20 protein-coding genes are annotated in these 18525 nt (G+C 74.8%); 8 read left to right on the top strand and 12 right to left on the bottom strand.

The window, feature by feature from the left end; all coding sequences use genetic code 11:
• The first annotated feature begins 37 nt into the window (after positions 1-37).
• A complete protein-coding gene (locus AC1DQC_RS15015; RefSeq protein WP_477052050.1) occupies positions 38-352 on the top strand; it encodes a DUF6458 family protein in 315 nt (104 codons plus the stop codon).
• Positions 353-403: 51 nt separating this feature from the next.
• Here the strand turns inward: AC1DQC_RS15015 and AC1DQC_RS15010 are convergent, their stop codons facing one another.
• The 5 genes from AC1DQC_RS15010 to AC1DQC_RS14990 all read right to left on the bottom strand — a co-directional run bounded on the left by AC1DQC_RS15010 (position 404) and on the right by AC1DQC_RS14990 (position 4060).
• Entirely contained in the window at positions 404-1174 is a 771-nt protein-coding gene (locus AC1DQC_RS15010; RefSeq protein ID WP_477052049.1) for an anti-sigma factor, read from the bottom strand.
• Positions 1161-1769 carry an RNA polymerase sigma factor gene (locus AC1DQC_RS15005; RefSeq protein ID WP_477052048.1) on the bottom strand — a complete coding sequence of 203 codons (609 nt, stop codon included), beginning with the start codon at positions 1767-1769 and terminating at the stop codon, positions 1161-1163. The genes AC1DQC_RS15010 and AC1DQC_RS15005 overlap by 14 nt, the downstream gene beginning before the upstream one ends.
• 35 nt (positions 1770-1804) lie before the next feature.
• Complete coding sequence (locus tag AC1DQC_RS15000; RefSeq protein ID WP_477052047.1) at positions 1805-2323, bottom strand: class F sortase; 519 nt, start codon at positions 2321-2323, stop codon at positions 1805-1807.
• A gap of 115 nt (positions 2324-2438) precedes the next feature.
• Positions 2439-3266 (bottom strand): DUF4397 domain-containing protein, encoded by an 828-nt coding sequence (locus AC1DQC_RS14995; RefSeq protein ID WP_477052046.1) that lies wholly within the window; start codon positions 3264-3266, stop codon positions 2439-2441.
• A 92-nt stretch (positions 3267-3358) separates the two neighbouring features.
• A complete protein-coding gene (locus AC1DQC_RS14990; protein WP_477052045.1) occupies positions 3359-4060 on the bottom strand; it encodes an alpha/beta hydrolase in 702 nt (233 codons plus the stop codon).
• Between the two features lie 64 nt (positions 4061-4124).
• Between AC1DQC_RS14990 and AC1DQC_RS14985 the strand changes: the two genes are divergently transcribed.
• The 4 genes from AC1DQC_RS14985 (at position 4125) to AC1DQC_RS14970 (ending at position 7755) form a co-directional block, all read left to right on the top strand.
• Positions 4125-4838 carry a helix-turn-helix transcriptional regulator gene (locus AC1DQC_RS14985; RefSeq protein WP_477052044.1) on the top strand — a complete coding sequence of 238 codons (714 nt, stop codon included), beginning with the start codon at positions 4125-4127 and terminating at the stop codon, positions 4836-4838.
• An 80-nt stretch (positions 4839-4918) separates the two neighbouring features.
• Complete coding sequence (locus AC1DQC_RS14980; protein WP_477052043.1) at positions 4919-5914, top strand: chymotrypsin family serine protease; 996 nt, start codon at positions 4919-4921, stop codon at positions 5912-5914.
• A 58-nt stretch (positions 5915-5972) separates the two neighbouring features.
• Positions 5973-6194, top strand: a complete 222-nt coding sequence (locus AC1DQC_RS14975; RefSeq protein ID WP_477052042.1) for a hypothetical protein — start codon at positions 5973-5975, stop codon at positions 6192-6194.
• Positions 6195-6318: 124 nt separating this feature from the next.
• Positions 6319-7755, top strand: coding sequence for a GGDEF domain-containing protein (locus AC1DQC_RS14970; protein WP_477052041.1), 1437 nt, complete (start codon positions 6319-6321; stop codon positions 7753-7755).
• Positions 7756-7757: 2 nt separating this feature from the next.
• On the opposite strand, the gene AC1DQC_RS14965 is transcribed toward AC1DQC_RS14970, so the two are convergent.
• The 5 genes from AC1DQC_RS14965 to AC1DQC_RS14945 are packed head-to-tail and all read right to left on the bottom strand — an operon-like array spanning position 7758 to position 14030.
• Positions 7758-9737, bottom strand: coding sequence for an NHL domain-containing thioredoxin family protein (locus AC1DQC_RS14965; protein ID WP_477052040.1), 1980 nt, complete (start codon positions 9735-9737; stop codon positions 7758-7760).
• Positions 9738-9781: 44 nt separating this feature from the next.
• Complete coding sequence (locus AC1DQC_RS14960) at positions 9782-10924, bottom strand: methyltransferase (RefSeq protein ID WP_477052039.1); 1143 nt, start codon at positions 10922-10924, stop codon at positions 9782-9784.
• A gap of 4 nt (positions 10925-10928) precedes the next feature.
• Complete coding sequence (locus tag AC1DQC_RS14955; protein ID WP_477052038.1) at positions 10929-11537, bottom strand: TetR/AcrR family transcriptional regulator; 609 nt, start codon at positions 11535-11537, stop codon at positions 10929-10931.
• Positions 11538-11574: 37 nt separating this feature from the next.
• A complete protein-coding gene (locus tag AC1DQC_RS14950; protein WP_477052037.1) occupies positions 11575-13386 on the bottom strand; it encodes a sensor histidine kinase in 1812 nt (603 codons plus the stop codon).
• Positions 13383-14030 (bottom strand): response regulator, encoded by a 648-nt coding sequence (locus AC1DQC_RS14945; protein ID WP_477052036.1) that lies wholly within the window; start codon positions 14028-14030, stop codon positions 13383-13385. Before AC1DQC_RS14945 ends, AC1DQC_RS14950 begins: the two co-directional genes overlap by 4 nt.
• A 168-nt stretch (positions 14031-14198) precedes the next feature.
• On the opposite strand from AC1DQC_RS14945, the gene AC1DQC_RS14940 reads away from it, so the two are divergent.
• Positions 14199-14609 carry a hypothetical protein gene (locus AC1DQC_RS14940; protein WP_477052035.1) on the top strand — a complete coding sequence of 137 codons (411 nt, stop codon included), beginning with the start codon at positions 14199-14201 and terminating at the stop codon, positions 14607-14609.
• 104 nt (positions 14610-14713) lie between these two features.
• The gene (locus AC1DQC_RS14935; protein WP_477052034.1) at positions 14714-15976 is read left to right on the top strand and encodes a sigma-54-dependent transcriptional regulator family protein; all 1263 of its coding nucleotides are present in this window, start codon (positions 14714-14716) and stop codon (positions 15974-15976) included.
• A gap of 38 nt (positions 15977-16014) precedes the next feature.
• Here the strand turns inward: AC1DQC_RS14935 and AC1DQC_RS14930 are convergent, their stop codons facing one another.
• Together AC1DQC_RS14930 and AC1DQC_RS14925 are read right to left on the bottom strand one after the other, a co-directional pair.
• Entirely contained in the window at positions 16015-16932 is a 918-nt protein-coding gene (locus AC1DQC_RS14930; protein WP_477052033.1) for a hypothetical protein, read from the bottom strand.
• A complete protein-coding gene (locus AC1DQC_RS14925) occupies positions 16929-17504 on the bottom strand; it encodes a SigE family RNA polymerase sigma factor (RefSeq protein WP_477052032.1) in 576 nt (191 codons plus the stop codon). Before AC1DQC_RS14925 ends, AC1DQC_RS14930 begins: the two co-directional genes overlap by 4 nt.
• Before the next feature lie 384 nt (positions 17505-17888).
• On the opposite strand from AC1DQC_RS14925, the gene AC1DQC_RS14920 reads away from it, so the two are divergent.
• Positions 17889-18419, top strand: coding sequence for a DinB family protein (locus AC1DQC_RS14920; protein ID WP_477052031.1), 531 nt, complete (start codon positions 17889-17891; stop codon positions 18417-18419).
• The last annotated feature ends 106 nt before the right edge of the window (positions 18420-18525 follow it).

Raw genomic sequence — 18525 nt, 5'->3', positions numbered from 1 at the left:
CGGGTGACCGACGCCCGGCACGACGGAAGGACCGGACATGGGTATCGGAGGCGGCATCGCCCTCATCGTCATCGGCGCGATCCTCTCGTTCGGCGTCAGCGACGCGGTCGACGGGGTCAACCTGGTGGTGATCGGCTACATCTGCATGGCTGCAGGCGTCATCGCACTGATCCTGGCGATCGTGCTCAACGCTCAGCGCAGCAACACGTCGCACACCGCGGTGGTCGAGCAGCGCACCACGCCGAACGCGGCACCGGCTGCTCCTGCGGCCCCCGTGGCCGCGCCGGTCCAGCCCGTCCAGCAGGTGCCGGTCCAGCAGCAGCAGCCGCCGGCCGCCCCGCCCGCGGTCTGACAGCACGACGACAGGACGCCCCCTCCCACCGGGAGGGGGCGTCCTGCTGTCTCAGGCCTCCAGCGGGCCGCGCACGATCGAGTCGCCGGAGTGCGCGGGGTTGCCGTCGAACTGCTCCTCGGACACGTCGACCACGGAGTACTGCGACAGGTCGAGGCCGGCGGGCAGGTCGAACCGTCCGGACGTCCCCTCGAGCGTGCCCAGGCTGACCAGCCCGCTCACGTCGGGCTTGAGCAGCCAGACCTCGCGGAACCCCTCGCCGGACGGGGCGTCGTGCGAGAGATCGACGACGAGCACGCGGCTGCCGTCGGCCCCCGTCTCGACCATCGCGGAACCGGACGCGTCCCAGCCGGGCAGCGGCTCGAGGGTCGCGGTCGCCAGCACGGTGGGGGTGTCGTCGTGGTTGGCCACCCACCACGCGCCGCCGCCGCCGACCACGAGTCCGGCGGCCGCCGCGGCGGCGACCCAGCGCCACGCGCGGGGCCTCTCCCGGMGCTCGTCGAGCTGGACCACGGGCGCGAGCGGCTCGGCCGGGGCTGCGGTGGGGCGCTCCGGCGCTGCGGCCGTGGCCAGCGCCTGGGCGCCCGGCGAGAGCCCGAGCTCGCCGGCGATGCGGTCCCACACCGCGGGCGCGGGCGCGACGAGCGCGTCGGCGGGGTCGCCGGAGCGGGCGAGCTCGACCACCTCGCGCAGCGACTCGAGCTCGTCGGTGCAGCGCTCGCACTCCTCGATGTGCGCGAGGTCCGACGTCGACCCGGCCGGCTCGCCGAGGGCGAGGAGTGCCAGCAGGTCGTCGTCCACGTGCGACTCATCGAACGGCACCGTCCACCTCCCATCGGGTCCGCAGCCGGGCGAGGCTGCGCCGGACGTGGCTCTTCACCGTGCCGAGCGGCAGGTCCAGTCTGCTGGCGATCTGGTCGTGCGTGAGGTCGTCGTAGAACGCGAGCCGCAGGATGGTGCGCTGCGGGTCACCCAGGCGGTCGAGCTCGTCGGCCACCAGCACGCGGTCGACGACGCGGCCGTCCACCGACGGGACCGGCGTCTCGAGGGCCCCGGCCACCGACTTGTCCCGCAGCCGACGGTCACGCGCCCGCTTCTCGTGCGTGTCCGCGACGACGTGCCGGGTGATGCCCAGCAGCCAGGCGGGGAGCCGGGACTGCGCGGGGTCGAACCGGTGCCGGCTGCGCCAGGCCTCGACGAACACCTGCTGCGTGACGTCCTCGGCGTCCGTCAGGCTGCCGAGCGACCGGAGAGCCACGGTGTGCACCAGCGCCGACCAGCGCCGGTACGCCTCGGCGACCGCGGTCTCGTCCCCCTGCGCGAACGCCGCGCCGAGCTCCTCGACGCCCTCACCGTCCGGATCCACGCGATGCGCCGGGCGCGACGAGCCCGCGGGCCCGGTCCCGGGTGCGCTCACGGACAGCTCCTCACGTGCCTGCAGCAGTGTCACGACTACCCACCTAGCGGCTCGGCCGTGACGACGACGTTGTCCGTATAGTGCCCGATGTCGCGGCGGAACGTGCCACCGCAGGTCACCAGCACGAGCCGTGGCGCGCCGGACCGGTCGAACCACTGGTCCACGGGCGCCCCCTCCTTCGGGATCTTCTCGACGTTCACGACGCGGTAACCGTGCTCGCTGCCGTCGGCGGTCGTCAGGGTGAGCGTGGCGCCGACGCCCACGTCCCGGAGCTTGGCGAACTGTCCGATGCCGGTGAGCCGGCTGTCGACGTGCGCGGCCAGGACGGTCGCGCCGGCGGGGTCGGCGGGCGCGGGACCGTACTGGTACCAGCCGGCGCGGTCGGCGTCCTCGGGGATCTGCATCTCGCCGTCGTCCCGCACCCCGACGGGGTCGACGGGCATGTCGATGCCCACGTCGGGCACGACGAGCCGCACGGGTGGCGGCGCCGCGGTGACGTCCCCCGCGACGACGCCGCGACCGCCGGCTCGGAGGTAGGTTCCGGGCCGGTGCACGCGGTCAGCGGGCCGAGCGTCGCGCCCAGGACGACGACGGTCGCGAGCACGCGTGCCGCAGCCCGGGACGGCGCGAGCGCCGTCCCGGGCCACGACGTGCTGGTCATCGGCAGGATCAGCTCCGCTGCGCCGCGGTGCGACGGGCGAACCCGAGCCCGACCAGGCCGGCGACGGCGAGCGCACCGAGCGCGATCGGCCAGGCGGGGGTGCCGCCGTCGGCCGCGAGCCCGACCTCACCGGCGTTCACGCCGGACGGGTTGCCGTGCAGACCGCTGATGGTCTGCACCGCGAGCGCGAGGGTCGCGGGCGAGGCGGTGGCGCTGCCCCACGCGTAGACGATCGTGTTGGTGCCCTCGGTGATCGGCACGTCGGCCGGGCCGAGCAGTGCCGGGGTCGTCGTGCCCGTGGCGGTCACGCTGGCGGACACCGTCCCGGCGGGGAGGTTGAGCACCTTCTCGTCGGGGTTGGTCAGGTTCGTGATGACCGGGCTGCCACCCGCGAGGATGTCGACGCCCGGCGCTGCGGCGACGTGCCGGACGGTGAGCCGACCCTGCCCGGCGGCCGTCGTGGAGGTGTCGTTCGTGAACAGCGTCGCCGTCGGGGCGCCCGCGGCGTCGAGGTGCGCGACGGCCGTGTAGTTCTTGCCGGCCGCGAGCTGGAGGTCGACCGGTCCGATGGCGGGCGAGCTGGCGTCGGCCGCGTCGGCCGCCGTGATGGCCACCGTGTAGGTGCCGGCCGGGAGGGCCAGCGGACCGGCCATGGCGCCGGGCTCGAAGTTGTCGAGCGTGAGCTTGTTGTTGACGTAGACGTCGACCGTGAGGCCGGGGACGCCGTGGAAGACCGACAGCTGGGCGTCGCTGTCGGCGGCCGACGCGGGACCCGTGGCGGCCGTGAGGAGGGCGAGCGTGCCGGCGGCGATGCCGGCGAGAAGTCGAGCGCGCATGGTGCGTCCTTCGAGGACAGGGCCCGACGGGTACGCCGGGCGGCCGATGTGCTGACACCCCCTCTTCGGCGCCGGACCCGTCCTCGGATGCACTACGCGCGAGCCGCCTCCGCGATCGCCGCCGCGAGGTCCGCCGGCCGCGAGAACATCGGCCAGTGCCCGGTGGGCAGGTCGACATAGGTGAGGTCGGAGCACTCGCCCAGCTCGGTGTGGAACGGCGGGCCGCCGTGCGCCATCGTCCTGAGCACCTCGGACGGCAGGCTCGTGCAGATCGCCGTGGCCGGCACGTCGAACCGCCGCGGGTCGCTCACGTGGACGGCGCCCCGCACGACCTGGGCGGGGTGGGGCAGCGCCCGGCGGCGGAACTCGGCGAGACCGGCGTCGTCGATGCCCTCGATGCTCGACCCCTGAGCCTCGAGCTCGGCCCAGGTGGGTAGCGGCACCTCGATGTCCTCGGTCGCGGCGGCGTTGGTGGCCGCGCCCTCCTCCAGCGGTCCGGAGTCGACGTAGATCGCCCGCCTGACGCGGTCGGGCCGCCTGTCCACGACCTCGCCGACGAGCGCGCCGCCGCCGCTGTGCCCGACCAGCACGACGTCGCCCTCGAGGCTGTCGACGAGGTCGACGACGGCCTGGACGTGGTCGGCGCGGGTGATGTCGCCGCGGTCGGCGCCGGGCACGAGCCCGGGGAGGGTCACGGGGTAGGCGTCGAACCCGTCGGGCAGGGCCGCGACGACGTCGTCCCACGCCCAGCCGCCGAGCCAGAAACCGGGGATCAGAACCAGGGAAGTTGTCATGGAGCCAGCGTCCACCGGGACCGGTGACACCGGGATGTCACCTTTGTGTCACCATGCTGGGACCGTGAACCGCACCGACCGTCTCTACGCCCTCGCCGAGGAGCTTCGCCGCGTCGGCCGCGCCGGCACCACGAGCACCCGGCTGGCGCGGCTGTTCGAGGTGTCGCCCCGGACGGTGAAGCGCGACATCTCCTCGCTGCAGCAGACCGGCCTGCCCGTGGTGGCCCAGGCCGGCCTCGGCGGCGGCTATGTGCTCGCCGCGTCCGTCGCCCTGCCGCCGGTGAACTTCACGCCGGCGCAGGCGGTGGCGCTCGCGCTCGCGGTCCGGGCGCTGCCGCCGGGCAGCCCGTTCGGGGCCGACGCGGACGCCGCGCGCGCCAAGGTCCTCGACGCGCTGACGCCGGCCGACCGGGCGCGGGCTGACGAGCTGGCCGGCCGGGTGTGGTCGCGTCCCGACGAGCGCGAGGACGTCGCCCCGGCGCGCGTGCTCCGGGCCGTCGAGGAGTCGCTGGGCAGCCGGCGCGTGCTGGCGATCGAGTACCGGAGCTCGTCGGGGCAGACGACGCGCAGAAGGATCGAGCCCGTCGTGCTCGCCCGCACGCGCGGCACCTGGTACCTCGTCGCGTGGTGCCAGACCCGCCAGGGGCTCCGCTGGTTCCGGCTCGGGCGCATCGGCCGGGCGGACCTGACCCCGCAGCGCTACGACCCGCGGCCGGTCGCGGACGTGGGCGAGGCCCCGCCCGACGCGCGCCCGGTCTCGGCGCGCGCGTCGGACTGAGGCGCTGCGCGTGTGGGCGGCGCAGTGCAGACTGACAGCGCTCCGGGAGGTACCGGGCGAACCGACCAGCAGGGGGATGCATGGACCACGGCGAGGCACGCGAGACCAAGGCGCAGGCGGTCGACCTCGCACGGGAGCTGTCGGAGCGGCGGGTACGACCGTCGGACGTGGCGGACGGCGGCCCGGCGCTGGCCATCGGCCTCGCGCCGCAGCCCGACGGGTCGTACGCGCTCGCCATCCGCTACCGCCTGGGTCTGCCGTCGGTCCGCAGCATCGCCCGCAAGGTCGCCGCGGAGCTGCCCGACGCCGACGTCCGTCGCACGGGCCGGATCAAGACGCTGGCTGCCGACGACGACCGCCGCGTCCGCCCGCGGCCCCCGGTCATCACCGCCCGCGCGCTGGGCGAGACCGGGCGCGTCCGCCCCTTGCGGCCGGGCATCTCGATCGCCCACGTCGACGTCACCGCGGGCACCCTGGGGGCGTTCGTGCACCGGGCCGGCAAGGTGCACGTGCTGTCCAACTACCACGTGCTGTCGGGCACCCCGCAGGCGAAGGTCGGGGACGTCATCGTGCAGCCAGGACCCGCGGACGGCGGCCAGGCTCCGCGGGACCGGGTCGGCACGCTGGCGGCCCGGGTGGAGCTCGAGCCGAACGGCGACGCGACGGTCGACTGCGCGATCGCCCTGCTCGACGAGCAGGAGGTGGACCCCGAGTACCCGGTCGGCCGGATCACCACGACGGCCGTCGCGCTGGGCGGCGAGCAGGTGGCCAAGATCGGGCGCACCACCGCGGTCACCCGCGGGCGCGTCTCGGCGATCGAGCTGGACAACGTCGTCGTCGGCTACGGCGAGGAGCTCGGTGAGCTCAGCTTCGACAACCAGATCGAGATCGAGTCCACCGGGTCGGGGCCGTTCTCCCGCGGTGGCGACTCGGGGTCGCTGGTGTACCGCGAGGACGGCGTCGCGCTCGGGCTGCTCTTTGCGGGCTCGGAGTCGGGGGGAGACAATGGCACCGGGTTGACGTACATCAACCCGATCGATGCCGTTCTGGACGCCCTTGGGGTCACACTGGTCTGACGATCGTCGGACCAGCCGCCCCCCGCGGCCGTCGCGGTCGGCGGGAGGCGGTGCACGGATGGCGGACCTCGAGCACGCACGCGCAGCCAAGGAGCGCCTGCGCACGACGTTGGAGGGCCGCTCCGACGTGCGCGGCATCGGGATCGCCCGGGCCGGCGACGGGGACGACTACCGGCTGCAGGTCAACCTCTCCACCAGTGCCGGGCCCGACCTGCCCGGCGACGTCGACGGGGTCGACGTGCAGGTGCGCGTGATCGGCGCGATCCGCGCCAGCGCCTGAGGCCTGCGAGACAGCGTCCGTTGAGCCGGTAGCGCACTCGCCGACGCCTCCGCGTCAATCAGACGGGTGATCTCACGGACCTCTCATCCGTCTGCGTCGCCGGGAAGAGGGGTCAGGGTCGATGATGGGCGACGTGACGCGTCGGGGTGTGGCCGCCCAGGGTGCGCGCGCGGACAGCAGGTCCGCCGCGGGCCTGGTCGGCGTGCGCGCGTTGGCCCTGGCTGCGCACCGTCTGGACCGGTGCCGGTCCATCGACGAGGTCGCCCACGTCGCAGCATCCACGGCCGTCGAGGTGCTCGACGCGGCGCGCGCGGCGTTCGGTCGCATCGACCAGGACACCTGCCGCATCCTGCTGGTGGAGCCTCCGCCCTCGGACCCGCGCGCCGTCTGGATGTCGCGTGCGTCGTACCGCGCCGCCGACCGGCCCGCGCTGCGCGCCCTCATCCGCGACCGGTCCAGCTGGGTCGCGCACGCCCGCACGGTGCACGACGAGCCCACCGTCCCCGACGACCCGGACGCTGGCGACCCGGTCGAGGTCGACACGCTGCGCGAGATCGACGCCGCGTCCGCCCTGGCGTCGCCGGTCATCGTCAACGGCAGCGTGTGGGGTCAGCTCTACGTGGTCCGCACCCGTCCGGGGATCCCGTTCCGCGTGGACGACGTCGCCCGCGCCGAGGTGCTCGCCGCGCTCGTGGCCGGGGCCGTGGCGCGCGTGGACCTCGAGGCGCAGGTGCGTCACCTGGTCGCCGACGACCCGCTGACCGGCCTGGCCAACCGCCGCGTCGCCGACGCCGAGGCCGAGGCGGCGCTGGAGTCGGGGCACGAGACGTGCATCGTCATGTGCGACGTGGACGGGCTCAAGCGGGTCAACGACGAGCTGGGCCACGACACCGGCGACGACCTGCTCCGCTCGGTCGCGGACGTGCTGGGCCGCGCAGCCGACGCCCTGCCGGGGTCCACAGCCGCGCGCATCGGCGGCGACGAGTTCTGCCTGGTGACGGTCGGGCGCCGACGGTCCGAGGTGGCCGACGTGATGGCCGCGACCATCGCCGAGTTCCCGCTGCCGCACGGCGCCGCGATCTCCTACGGCATCGCCTCGACCGCCGTCACCGGCTCGGTGTCGGCACGGCACCTGTTCCGGCAGGCCGACACCGCGCAGTACAAGGCGAAGCGGGCACGCGCCCGGGCGCTGCGGTCCCTGGTGCCCGCGGCGGCCGACCCGGCGGTCACCGCCGAGCGCGTGCTCGTGGCCGGCACCGCGGCGATCGTGGCCGCGCAGTCCGGCGTCGTCCCCCGCCTGTGCGCGTTCGCGGCGGCCGCCACGGAGACCCTGGGCGGGTCGGCGTGGGCGGTGCTGACGCGCCGCAGCCCCGACGAGCCCCCGTCCGCGGTCGCCCGCGGCGGCAGCCCCGCCGAGCTCGGGGTCGAGTCGTCCACCGCGGTCGTCATGCACGACCTGTGGCAGGTCGAGATCGGCATGTCGAAGACCGCCGCCACGGGCGAGGTCGTCGCGACGTCGCTGGACGCGCTCGCCTCCGTCGCGATCCTCGGGGCGCGCTGACCTCAGCCGTGCAACGGCAGCGTCAGGGTGGTCGCCGCGCCCTCGACCAGCCGGACCGGCACGCCCCAGTCCTGCGTGTTGAGGTGGCAGGCCGGGTACTCGATCGCGGGGTCGGCATCGCAGCTCGCCGCGTGGGCGGTGACGTGCAGGACGCCCTCGGTCACGGTCGGGTCCAGGCGCAGGACCCGGTCCAGCGCGACGTCGTCGCCGGCGCCGTCGAGCAGCAGCCCGGGCGGGGTCGACGAGACCTGCAGCCGGGTGGACGGCCCGTAGCGGTCGTCGTACTTCTGGCCGGCCGCGGGCGTGAAGACGACGTCGAGGCGGACCTCTCCGGGCGCCAGCTCGGTGACCGGTCGCTGCGTGCGGTGGCTGCCGGAGTCGAGGATCTGGCCGACCAGCGTGGCCGGCAGCGCGATCCGGGTGAGCCGGTGGGCCGCGGACTCCACGACGAGCAGGGTGGCCCCGCCGTCGAGCACGACGATGCCGCTGGGCTCCGCGAGGTCGGTGGCGAGCGTGCTCACGGAGCCCTCGGCGTACCGCCGGATCGCCCCGTTGTAGGTATCGGCGACCACGACCGAGCCGTCCGGCAGCACCGCGACGCCGAGCGGGTGCTGGAGCCGGGCCTGGTCGGCGGCCCCGTCGCGGTGACCGAAGTCGAAGAGGCCCTCGCCGACGACGGTGTGCACCGACCGCGCGACGGGGTCCACCCAGCGCAGCGCCGAGGTCTCGGCGTCGGCCAGCCAGATCTTGTCATCGGCACCCACCGCCAGGCCGGACGGCTGCGCGAACCACGCCTCGTGCAGCGGTCCGTCGAGCAGGCCCTCGTTCATGGTGCCGCCGAGCAGCTCGATCGAGCCCTGCGTGTGGTCGAACGCCCACAGCGTGTGGTTCCCGGCCATGGCGACGACGAACGCGCCGAGCGGCTGCGACCAGGCGACGTCCCAGGGGGAGGAGAGCTTCTGCCGACGAGGGCCGGGGACGAACGGCTCCGCCGGTGCGCCCGCGCCCGCGGTGGTCGTGAGGGACGACGCGAGGGCCGCCGCCTCGTCGCCCGGGACGCCGACCACCGGCATCGACGCGAGCTCCTCGTCGGCCTCGTCGTCGTCCCACGGCAGGAAGTTGTCCGAGGCGCCGACCATGTACTGCTCGCCGGTCCCGGCCACCGTCGTGACGACGCCGTCGGAGAGCCGGACCCCGCGCAGCGCGTGGTTGACGGTGTCGGCGACGAGCACGTCGTAGCCCAGCCCGGGCCGAAGCTCGTCGGGGACCAGGCACAGGCCGTTCGGCTCGCTGAACCGGGCCTCGTCGGGACCGCCGTCGACGAGTCCGCGCGCACCGGACCCGATGCGCCGGACCAGCGTCTCGCCGTCCGCCTCGAGCTCGGCCAGGCTGTGGTGCCCGGCGTCGGCGACCAGCAGGTGCCCGTCGGGCAGGGCGACCGCCTTCGCGGGGAACCGGAGCGTGCCCTCGGCGGGAGCCGGCGGCACATAGGGGCCGTCGCCGCGGTGCAGCGTGCCCTTGGCCTCGTGCTCCGCGACGAGCTCGCGCACCAGGACCTCGACGTTGTGCTTGTGCCCCTCGCCCGCCATCTGCGCGACGACGTAGCCCTCGGGGTCGATGACGACGAGCGTGGGCCAGGCGCGCGCGGTGTACGCCGACCACGTGACCAGCTCCGGGTCGTCGAGCACCGGGTGGCGGACCTCGTAGCGCTCGACGGCCGCGGCCAGCGCGACCGGGTCGGCCTCGTGCGCGAACTTGGGCGAGTGGACGCCGATGATCACCAGGACGTCGCGGTGCTGCTCCTCGAGCTCCCGCAGCTCGTCCAGGACGTGCAGGCAGTTGATGCAGCAGAACGTCCAGAAGTCGAGGACGACGATCTTGCCGCGCAGTGCGGCGAGGTCCAGCGATCGGCCGCCGGTGTTCAGCCACCCCCGCCCGACCAGATCGGACGCACGGACCCGCGGCAGTCGACTCTCACGCACGACCCCATTCTCACCCGAGCAGCGGTGATGCCGGCGCCGCCCGGCTACTGGCGGTCGAGGACGTAGATGCGCGGGTGGTGGCCCTTGGCGAAGACGCGGGTCTCCGAGCGGACGCGCCAGAGGGCGTCGGCGTCGCGCAGGCAGCGCTCCATGACCTTGATCTCGTGCGTGAGGACGACGAACCGCGCGCCCGGCGCGGCGGCGTCGTGGGCCGCCCGGAGCATGCCCGCGTGGACCTCGGCGTTGGTCGCGTGGGTGCCGTGCAGGGTGCCCCACGGGGGGTCGGCGAGCAGGAGGTCGTAGCCGGCGCCCGCGGCGTCGACCAGGGCGGGGCCGGTGCAGTCGGCGCGTAGCAGGCGGGCGGCCCGACCGAAGGTGGCGGCGGTGAGGTTCTCCGACGAGGCCGTGAGCGCGTCGGGCGACAGGTCCACGCCGACGGCGTCGGCCGCGGGTCCGGCGGCCAGGCGCTCGACCAGCAGGGTGCCGGAGCCGCACATGAGGTTGAGGACGCGGTCGGCGGGGTCCACGCCGCCCAGCCGGACCATGGCGGCCGCTATCGTCGCGTTCACCGCACCCGGGTAGTCGGTGACGCGCCAGCGCCGCGCGGACAGCGGTCGCGAGCCCAGGCGGACCAGCACGTCCCAGCCGGGGTCGCCGGACTGCCCGGGACGCACGCCGCGACGGACGCGGACCACGAGCTCGCCGTCGCGCTCGTCGTACCGCAGGCCGGTCGCCTCGGACAGCAGGGCCGCGAGCCGCTCGAAGACCGCCGAGTCGCTGCCCGCGGCCTCGAAGCGGAAGCTGGACGAGCTGCCGGCGCGGAGCGACGCGTACAGGGCGTCGACGATCCGGGAGAGGTGGTCGCCGCTGGTCAGCGACTTGGGCCGGGGGGCGTCGAAGTGCAGGACGAGGAACGCGGCGACGGCTGTGCGCAGGGCGAGCGCCTCGGCGGGCGCGCTCCAGACGGAGACCTCGAGCGCGTCGTCCCGGCCCGGGACCGGTGCGGGTGAGCCGTCGAGGAGGAGGGCCGACGCGGCCTCCTCCGCGACCAGCGGGCCGAGCCCCGGCAGGAACGTGAGCTCGAGAGGCGTGGACCGCCGGACCGGCGGGCGCGACCCGGGTCGGCGTCCGACGGGATGGCTGCCGTGGTGGGCAGGGGCGGGTCCGCCGCGTGCGCGCTTGGCCACCGGGTCAGGCCGGCACGGAGACCGGTGCAGCGCCGACGGCGCGGAGCACGAAGGCCTCGGTCTGCGCGATCGCGCGCTCGCGCTCCGGTCCGTCGGGCGGCACGCCGCGGCCGGACAGGCAGGCGTTGATCAGCGGCACCGTGACGTCCAGGTCCTGCTCGGGGAACGCGCCGGACTCGATGCCTGCCGCGAGGATGCGGCGCAGGATCTGCTCGACCACGACGACGTGCTCGCGCACGCGCTGCTGGGTGCCGCGGGACAGGACCGAGCGCAGCTCCGGGCCGGGGGCCAGGTGGTAGACACGGGTCAGCGCGGCTTGCTGGCGGACGTAGGTCTGCAGCTGCTCGGTCGGGTCGTCGATGTCGTCCAGCGCGCGCTGCAGCGTCGCCGCGTACTGCTCGGTCTCGTGCGTGATGAACCCGAGCAGGAGCGACTCCTTGTCGGGGAAGTGGTTGTAGACGGCCGTGCGCCCGACGCCGGCGGCGGACGCGATCTCGGCGAGCGTGATGGCGTCGAACCCCTGGTCGGCCATGAGCGTCGAGAGTGCCGCGAAGAGCTTCTGGCGGGTCTGCTCACGGTGCTCGTGCAGGGAACCGCCGATGATCTTGGGCATCCTGACATGGTCGCACGTTCTGTCACCAAAAGACGGGTCAGGTGACGGGGATCTCCACCAGCACCCGCCCGCCCCCGGCGGCGAACGTGCCGCCCAGCTGCTCGGCGCGCTCCCGCATCGACGCCAGCCCTACCCCGGGCGTCCACACGCCGGCGCCCGGGCCCTGGTCCTGCACGTCAACCCGCAGCTGCCCGTCGAGCGCGGCGATGCGCACGTCCGCCACGGGCGAGCGCGAGTGCCGGGCGACGTTGGTCAGCGCCTCCGTGACGATCCGGTACACGGCGACCTCGGTGGCGGCGGTCAGCTCCGGCAGCTCGTCGGCGTCGAGGCGGACCTCCAGGCGCCGGCCGCCCGCGGTGTGCAGGTGCGTGCTGTGCTGGCGGAGCGCCGCGAGGAGGCCGAGCTGGTCGAGCGCGGACGGGCGCAGGCCGTCGACCAGCCGCCGGACCTCGTCGATCGCCGCGGCCGTGTCCGCGCGCAGGGAGCCGAGCAGGTCCTCGGTGGTGTCCGGATCGGTGCGCACGAGGTTGCGGGCGGCGTCGGCGGCATAGGCCACGCCGGTCAGCGTCGGCCCGAGCCCGTCGTGCAGGTCGTGCCGGAGTCGGCGCCGGTCGTCCTCCACCGCCTTGACCACGCGCTCGCGCGACTCCTGCAGGTCGGCGGCGAGGCCTCGGGCGTGCATCGCCTGGGCGAGCGCCGGGACGATCATGCGGAGCACGGCGCGGTCGCGGTCCGCCGGTCCCTGCTCGCCGGGGCGCAGCCCGACGACGAGGGTGCCGGGCACGTGTGCGCCGACCCGCAGGGGCAGCTCGTAGGTGCCGTCGGCCGGCACCGTGCCGGTGCTCACCTCGATGCCGCCCGGCCCGGCGAGCGCCGCGTAGGGGAGCGTGAGCACCTCGCGCAACCCACGGAGCGCGACGACGGGGTCCGTGGACAGGTCCTCGCCGAACCGGGAGACGGCGCGGACCGGGTCGATCGGGTCGCCCAGCATGAGCCGTTCGACCACGCTGTCGAGCACGCGCCGCAGGGGCGTGAACCCGAGGGCGCACGCCACCGCGAGGAGGCCGAGCTGGCCCACGGGCGGCGTGGCACCGGTCGCGCTCTGGACGGCGGCGACCGTCCCGGCGAAGACCGAGAGGACCACCAGCGACGCCATCGTGTAGGAGGTCACGCGCAGCACGGCCGTGCGGACCGGGAGGGCGTGGGGCGCCAGGATGCCCATGCAGGCCCCAGCCAGCGGCGTGAGGACAACCACCGTGCCGACCACCGCGCGGGTGAGGCCGGGCCGGACGAACGCCAGCGGCACCGCGACCGTGAGGGCGATGGCGGACGGCACCGCGAGCCACAGCAGCGCGTCCCGGTCCGCCGGTGCCGACCTTTCGAGCCGCCACCAGACGGCCCCGACCACGACGACCACGGCGACCAGCACGTCGACCTGCCACGCCCACGCCATCCCGTCGGACGACGCGCTGACGATCCCGATCCCGCCGAAGACCAGCAGCACCGGCAGCGCGACGGCGGTGACCGGACGCCGGAACCCGTCGGGGTAGGCGAGGACCGCGACGGGGAGGACGACGAACCCGGCGACGCAGGCGAGGGTCGTCGCCGCGAGCAGGACCGGCAGCATCGTCGCGACGGAGAGGAGGACGCCCGTCGCGGCGGCGAGCGCGGCGAAGGCTCGGGCGCTAGGCACCCGGCTGCACAGCCACGCCGCCACGGACCAGCCCACGGCCCAGATCACGATCAGCGTCCGGTCGGTGACGGGCCACGGCGTGACCAGGGTGGCCAACAGGTAGATGGCGACGGCGTGCACCACCGCCGAGCCGAGACCGACGGCGGCGCGGATCACCTCGGCGTCCTGCCGAGCCCGGACTCGCGCGCGAGGACGATCGCCTCGGCCCGCCCGGCGACCGCCAGCTTGGCGAAGATCGAGCCGATGTGGTTGCCGACGGTCTTGGGCGACAGGTGCAGCTCGGTAGCGATGCGGCCGTTCGAGTCGCCGCGCGCCACGTGGTCGAGGACCTCCCGCTCGCGCGGCGTGAGCTCGGGGAAGGCGACGCCGGGGGTGGGCGTCGACAGGTAGCCGAGCACCCGGGCGGCCACGCCCGGCCCGAAGATGATCTGCCCCGCGACCACCGAGCGCAGCGCGTGCGCGATCGAGTCCTGCTCGGCGCCCTTGAGCAGGTACCCCCGGGCGCCGGCCTGCAGGGCGGAGAAGACGGTGTCGTCGTCGTCGTGCATGGTCAGCACGAGCACCGCGACGTGCGGTGCGGCGGCGGCGATGCGGCGCGTGGCCTCGAGCCCGTCGACGCCCGGCATGGAGATGTCCATGATGACGGCGTCGGGGGCGAGCAGCAGCGTCTCGCGAACCGCCGCCGCGCCGTCCGCGACGTCCCCGACCACCTCGAACCCGTCGAGCGACCCGATGAGGGCACCCAGCCCGCGACGCACGACCGGGTGGTCGTCGGCGATCAGGACCCGGATGGTCTCCACACGACCATGATCGGGCCGCGGACCGGGCGCGGAATAGGGCTGCACCCCCATGACAACCGGGGAGCCGCCCGGCAGGGTGGGTCGTGCACCGATCCGGCGGGGGGTCGGACGGCGACAGCGTGGTCCGCAGGCGGCCCACCGGCGGTCGCCACGAACTGAGGAGTCCCCATGTCCCAGCAGACCACCGCCACCGCCGCCGCGCCGCGGCCCGCCCTGCTCACGCGCAACAAGGTGGGCCTCGTGATCCTCGGCCTGCTCGGCCTCTCGGACTTCACCTCGTTGGGCTTTGACACGCCGGACGGCGAGGTCGGACCGCCCGACACGATCCTCTACCTGGACGTCGCGCTCGGGGTGGTGACTGTCGTCGCGGTGATCGTCGCGCTGGTCCAGCGCCGCCGGGGCGCGGTGCGGCTCGCCGCCGGTGCCCGGGTGCTGTCGGTCCTCACCGCGATGCCCGCGTTCTTCGCGGGCGTCGACCCGATCATCGTCGCGCTCGTCGCCGTCGTGCTCGTGATCACCGTCGTCGGGATCATCCTGGCGCTGAGCCCCGGGCGAGCCACCACCCCGGTGACCGACTGACCCGGACTCATGCGTGAAGAAGGGGACGGGACGGGTGTCCAGTTCGTACACTTTCGGACAACCGCGTGTCCGCGTGGTCGCGACGACGTGCGCGAGGAGGAGCGATGACGGAGCTCACCGACTCCGCCCGCGTCCGCGCTGCGCACGACCGGTTCGTCACCACGGGCCAGCTGTCCAGCCGCGCGGTGCGCTCGGTCGTCGCGGCCTCGTGGCGCCGTAGCCTGCGCAGCGGTGTCGACCCCGAGGTCGAGAACGTGCCGGTCGACATGGGCGGCAACGACCTCGTCGGGTACCGCAGCGCCCTAGCGCTCGCGGCCGCGATGCCGGTGGTCCGGGAGCTGCTGGTCCGCCCGGGTGCGGACGCGGGGTGGGTGACCGCGCTGACCGACGACGTCGGCCGGATGCTCTGGGTCGAGGGTGACACCTCCGTCCGTCGCGGCGTCGAGGGCGTGGGGTTCGTCGAGGGCGGCGTCTGGCGCGAGGACTGCGCCGGGACCAACGCTCTCGGGACCGCCCTGGTCACCGCCCAGCCCGTGCAAGTCGTCGGGACCGAGCACTTCGCGCGCAGGGTGCACCCCTGGAACTGCGCCGCCGTCCCCGTGCACTCCCCCGAGGGTCGGATGCTCGGCGTCCTCGACGTCACCGGGGGCGACGTCGTCGCGTCGCCGCTGGTGATGTCGCTGGTCCGGGCGACGGTCGCGGCGATCGAGGCCGAGCTCGCGCGGGTGGCCCCGGCGCCCGCGCCGCCGGCCTCGCCGCTGCTGCGGACCCAGGGACCGGTCGCTCGTCTGCGCGTGCTGGGTGCGCCGATGGTTCACGTGGGCGCGGCAGACATCCGGCTGAGCCTGCGTCACGCGGAGATCCTGCTGCTGCTGGCCCGGCACCCGGCGGGGCTGAGCGCCGACGAGCTCGCCGTGCAGCTGAGCGAGCACGAGCTGTCCGACGTCACGGTCCGCGCCGAGGTCTCACGGCTGCGCCGGCTGGTCGGCCCGCTGCTCAGCGAGTCGCGGCCCTACCGGCTCACGTCCCCGCTGCGGACCGACGCCGACATGGTGCACGCGCTGCTCGAGGCCGGGGACACGGAGGCCGCGCTGACGGCCTACCCGGCGCCGGTCCTCGCCCGCTCCGCCGCGCCCGGGGTCGAACGGATCCGCGAGGAGCTCACGGCAGACCTGCGGGCCGCCGTGCTGGCCAGCCCGCTGCCCGCGGTGGTCAGCCGGTGGTTGGCCTCCGACGCCGGCGCCGACGACTGGCAGGCGTGGGAACGGCTGGCGTGGCTGGCGCCGAAGGGCTCGCCGGTGCACGTCCGGGCGACCGGCCGGCTGGACCTCCTGGGCCGTCGGCTCGACGTGCCGCGGCACAGGTAGGGCGGGCCCGCTCGCGCGGACCCGCCCCGGTGGGTCGGTCAGCAGGTGGCCCAGCTGGTGCACCCGCTGCCCTCGAGGGTCGGCTCGACCGGCGGCGCCGTCGCCGGGCCGGCGTCCAGGTACACCACGACGGCGTCGGCAGTGTCCACCTGGAGCAGCCGCCCGTCGTCCGGGTCGACGTACAGGGCCTCCGGCCAGAAGGTGGCCGTCGGGTTGGCCAGCATCGTCGCCGGCCGGCCCTTCGTGTCGGTGGCCCCAGGGGTCACGACGACGCCCGGCAGTCCTGACGCGACTGACCAGAGGGCTCGTCGCAGGGCGGGGGACGCCGGACTGTTGTTCATCAGGTCCTGGATCATCCCGAACACCTTCTCGTCGTCGGTGCCCGCCCGGCGGTCTGGCTGCACGGCGCCGCGGAGCAGCTGCTCGAGCACCGCGGGATCGGTGGGCAGCGCGTAGAGGGCGTCCCAGGTGATGATCGTGTCGACGCCGTTGATCGGCAGGTCGGTCCACGACGCCGGTCCCATGCCCGACGCACTGGCAAGGTCGCCGTCCGAGACCATCAGGCCCGGCGCCGTGTGCCCGTACCAGGTCTCGTTGACCTCGACGTCGGCGCCCTGACGGACCTCGACCGTGGTGTGCCAGTACGCCGCGTCCGGCCAGCCCGCGTCGGCCGCGTCGGTGGTGGCGGACGGCGTCGGCGTGGGCACGTCCTGCGTCGCGACCGGCTCGGGCTCGACGGCCGGCGCGTAGCCGGTCGCCGTGGTGAACGGCTGAGCGGCCGCGAGCCAGCCGACCAGCGCGACCGCGGTGACGGCGGCCGTGGCGGCGCCGCTGCGGACCACGGTCCGGCGGCGGCGGGCACCGCGAATGACACCGGACGTGTCGACGGTGATGGCCGGGCCGACCGCGTCGATCCGCTCGCGCAGGTGGCGCGTGAACTCCTCGTCGGCGCTCATGACGTGCTCCCTTCGGTGAGTGCGGTGCGGAGCTGGCCCAACCCGCGCGACGCCGTGGACTTCACGGTGCCGAGCGAGACGCCGAGGTCGTCGGCGACCTCGCGCTCGGAGAGGCCCTCCAGGTGGCGCAGGACGACGATCCGTCGTTGGCGCGGGCTGAGGGTGGCGAGCGCCCGGACCAGGCGGTCGCGCTCGGCGTGCCGGTCGGCGCCGGCGTCGACGGACACCTCCGGGAGCACCGAGGTCAGCACCTCCCGGCGGTGCTTGCGCCACGTGTCGATCCGCAGGTTGGCCAGCGTCCGCCGGGTGTACGCCAGCGGGTCGCGCTGGCGGGCCGTCGACCACGCCAGGTAGGTGCGCATCAGCGCCTGCTGGACGAGCTCCTCGGCGCGGTGCGCGTCGCCGCACAGCAGCCACGCCGTCCGGGCCAGGGCGGGCGTCGCCTCCGCCATGAAGGCGGTGAACTCGGCGTCGCGGTCCCACGCGGTCGCCGACGACGGCAGGACCGAGGCGTCCTCCGACGACGGCTCGTCCCCCGGCGAGGACCGACCCCCCAGCATGAGTGTGCTCATGACCTGTACACGGTCGGGGACGCCCAGAGGTTGAGCCGACGGCTGCAACGGTCCTGCAACGCGCCGCCCCCTACCGTCCAGCTAGCGAGGGCGACCCCTGCAGGTGGCGGACGCGCGCGCGGCGGCTGGGCGAGGATCGGAGGGGAACTTCGCCCGGCCGCGACGTGCGACGCCCGAGGGGGCGAAGGGGGCAAGGGCATGGGGGCAGGACCTGCGCAGACGCGGGTGCGCGACGACCAGTGGATCGCCGGCGAGGTCGTGTCGCCGGACGCGGCGCGGTTCGACGAGACGCGCGACGACGTCGTCCGGGTGCGCTGAGCGGTTGGCGGGACATCGACGGCCGATGGCTGCGGCTGCTCGGGCGCGTCGTCTACCGTGCGGTCCATGACGACGAACGAAGAGATCCAGCCGGACACCAAGGACTGGACGTGGGTGCTGTCGCAGCGGTGCCCGGAGTGCGGCTTCACGGCGACGGACGTCGACGGGCCGGCCATCGGCGGGACCGTGCGCGACCTCGCGCCGCGCTGGGTCGCTGCGCTGAACCGCCCCGACGCGCGGGTCCGGCCCGCGCCCGCCACGTGGTCGACGCTCGAGTACGGCGCGCACGTGCGGGACGTCTTCCGCATCTTCGACGGGCGCCTCGAGCTGCTGCTCACGCAGGAGGACCCGCTGTTCGAGAACTGGGACCAGGACGCCACCGCGCTCGAGGACCGGTACGACCTGCAGGACCCGGCCGTGGTGGCCGACGAGCTGTCGGACGCCGCGGACGTCGCGGCCGCGCGGTTCGACTCGGTGGCCGCCGACCAGTGGGAGCGCGCCGGGCGACGGTCGAACGGCTCCGAGTTCACCGTGCTGACGCTCGGGCAGTACTTCCTGCACGACGTGGTGCACCACCTGCACGACGTGCGCGGCTGACCAGTTGTCCACAGGCGGTGTCCACAGGGGTGTGCAACACCGCCGAACGTGTGGATAACGGCGTGACCAGCGAGGACTCGCCGCGCAGACGCGCCGGGCCGTAACA

The organism is Cellulomonas sp. P4_H12, from assembly GCF_056400905.1.
The sequence above is the reverse complement of the archived record's forward strand: the minus strand, read 5'-3'. Positions and strand labels throughout refer to the sequence as shown.

Coding starts and splice junctions, on each gene's coding strand:
- AC1DQC_RS14995 (WP_477052046.1), bottom strand. CDS start 3,266: ATGCGCGCTCGACTTCTCGCCGGCATCGCCGCCGGCACGCTCGCCCTC.
- AC1DQC_RS15015 (WP_477052050.1), top strand. CDS start 38: ATGGGTATCGGAGGCGGCATCGCCCTCATCGTCATCGGCGCGATCCTC.
- AC1DQC_RS14920 (WP_477052031.1), top strand. CDS start 17,889: ATGACGACGAACGAAGAGATCCAGCCGGACACCAAGGACTGGACGTGG.
- AC1DQC_RS14980 (WP_477052043.1), top strand. CDS start 4,919: ATGGACCACGGCGAGGCACGCGAGACCAAGGCGCAGGCGGTCGACCTC.
- AC1DQC_RS14935 (WP_477052034.1), top strand. CDS start 14,714: ATGACGGAGCTCACCGACTCCGCCCGCGTCCGCGCTGCGCACGACCGG.
- AC1DQC_RS14925 (WP_477052032.1), bottom strand. CDS start 17,504: ATGAGCACACTCATGCTGGGGGGTCGGTCCTCGCCGGGGGACGAGCCG.
- AC1DQC_RS14955 (WP_477052038.1), bottom strand. CDS start 11,537: ATGCCCAAGATCATCGGCGGTTCCCTGCACGAGCACCGTGAGCAGACC.
- AC1DQC_RS14970 (WP_477052041.1), top strand. CDS start 6,319: ATGGGCGACGTGACGCGTCGGGGTGTGGCCGCCCAGGGTGCGCGCGCG.
- AC1DQC_RS14975 (WP_477052042.1), top strand. CDS start 5,973: ATGGCGGACCTCGAGCACGCACGCGCAGCCAAGGAGCGCCTGCGCACG.
- AC1DQC_RS14990 (WP_477052045.1), bottom strand. CDS start 4,060: ATGACAACTTCCCTGGTTCTGATCCCCGGTTTCTGGCTCGGCGGCTGG.
- AC1DQC_RS14940 (WP_477052035.1), top strand. CDS start 14,199: ATGTCCCAGCAGACCACCGCCACCGCCGCCGCGCCGCGGCCCGCCCTG.
- AC1DQC_RS14930 (WP_477052033.1), bottom strand. CDS start 16,932: ATGAGCGCCGACGAGGAGTTCACGCGCCACCTGCGCGAGCGGATCGAC.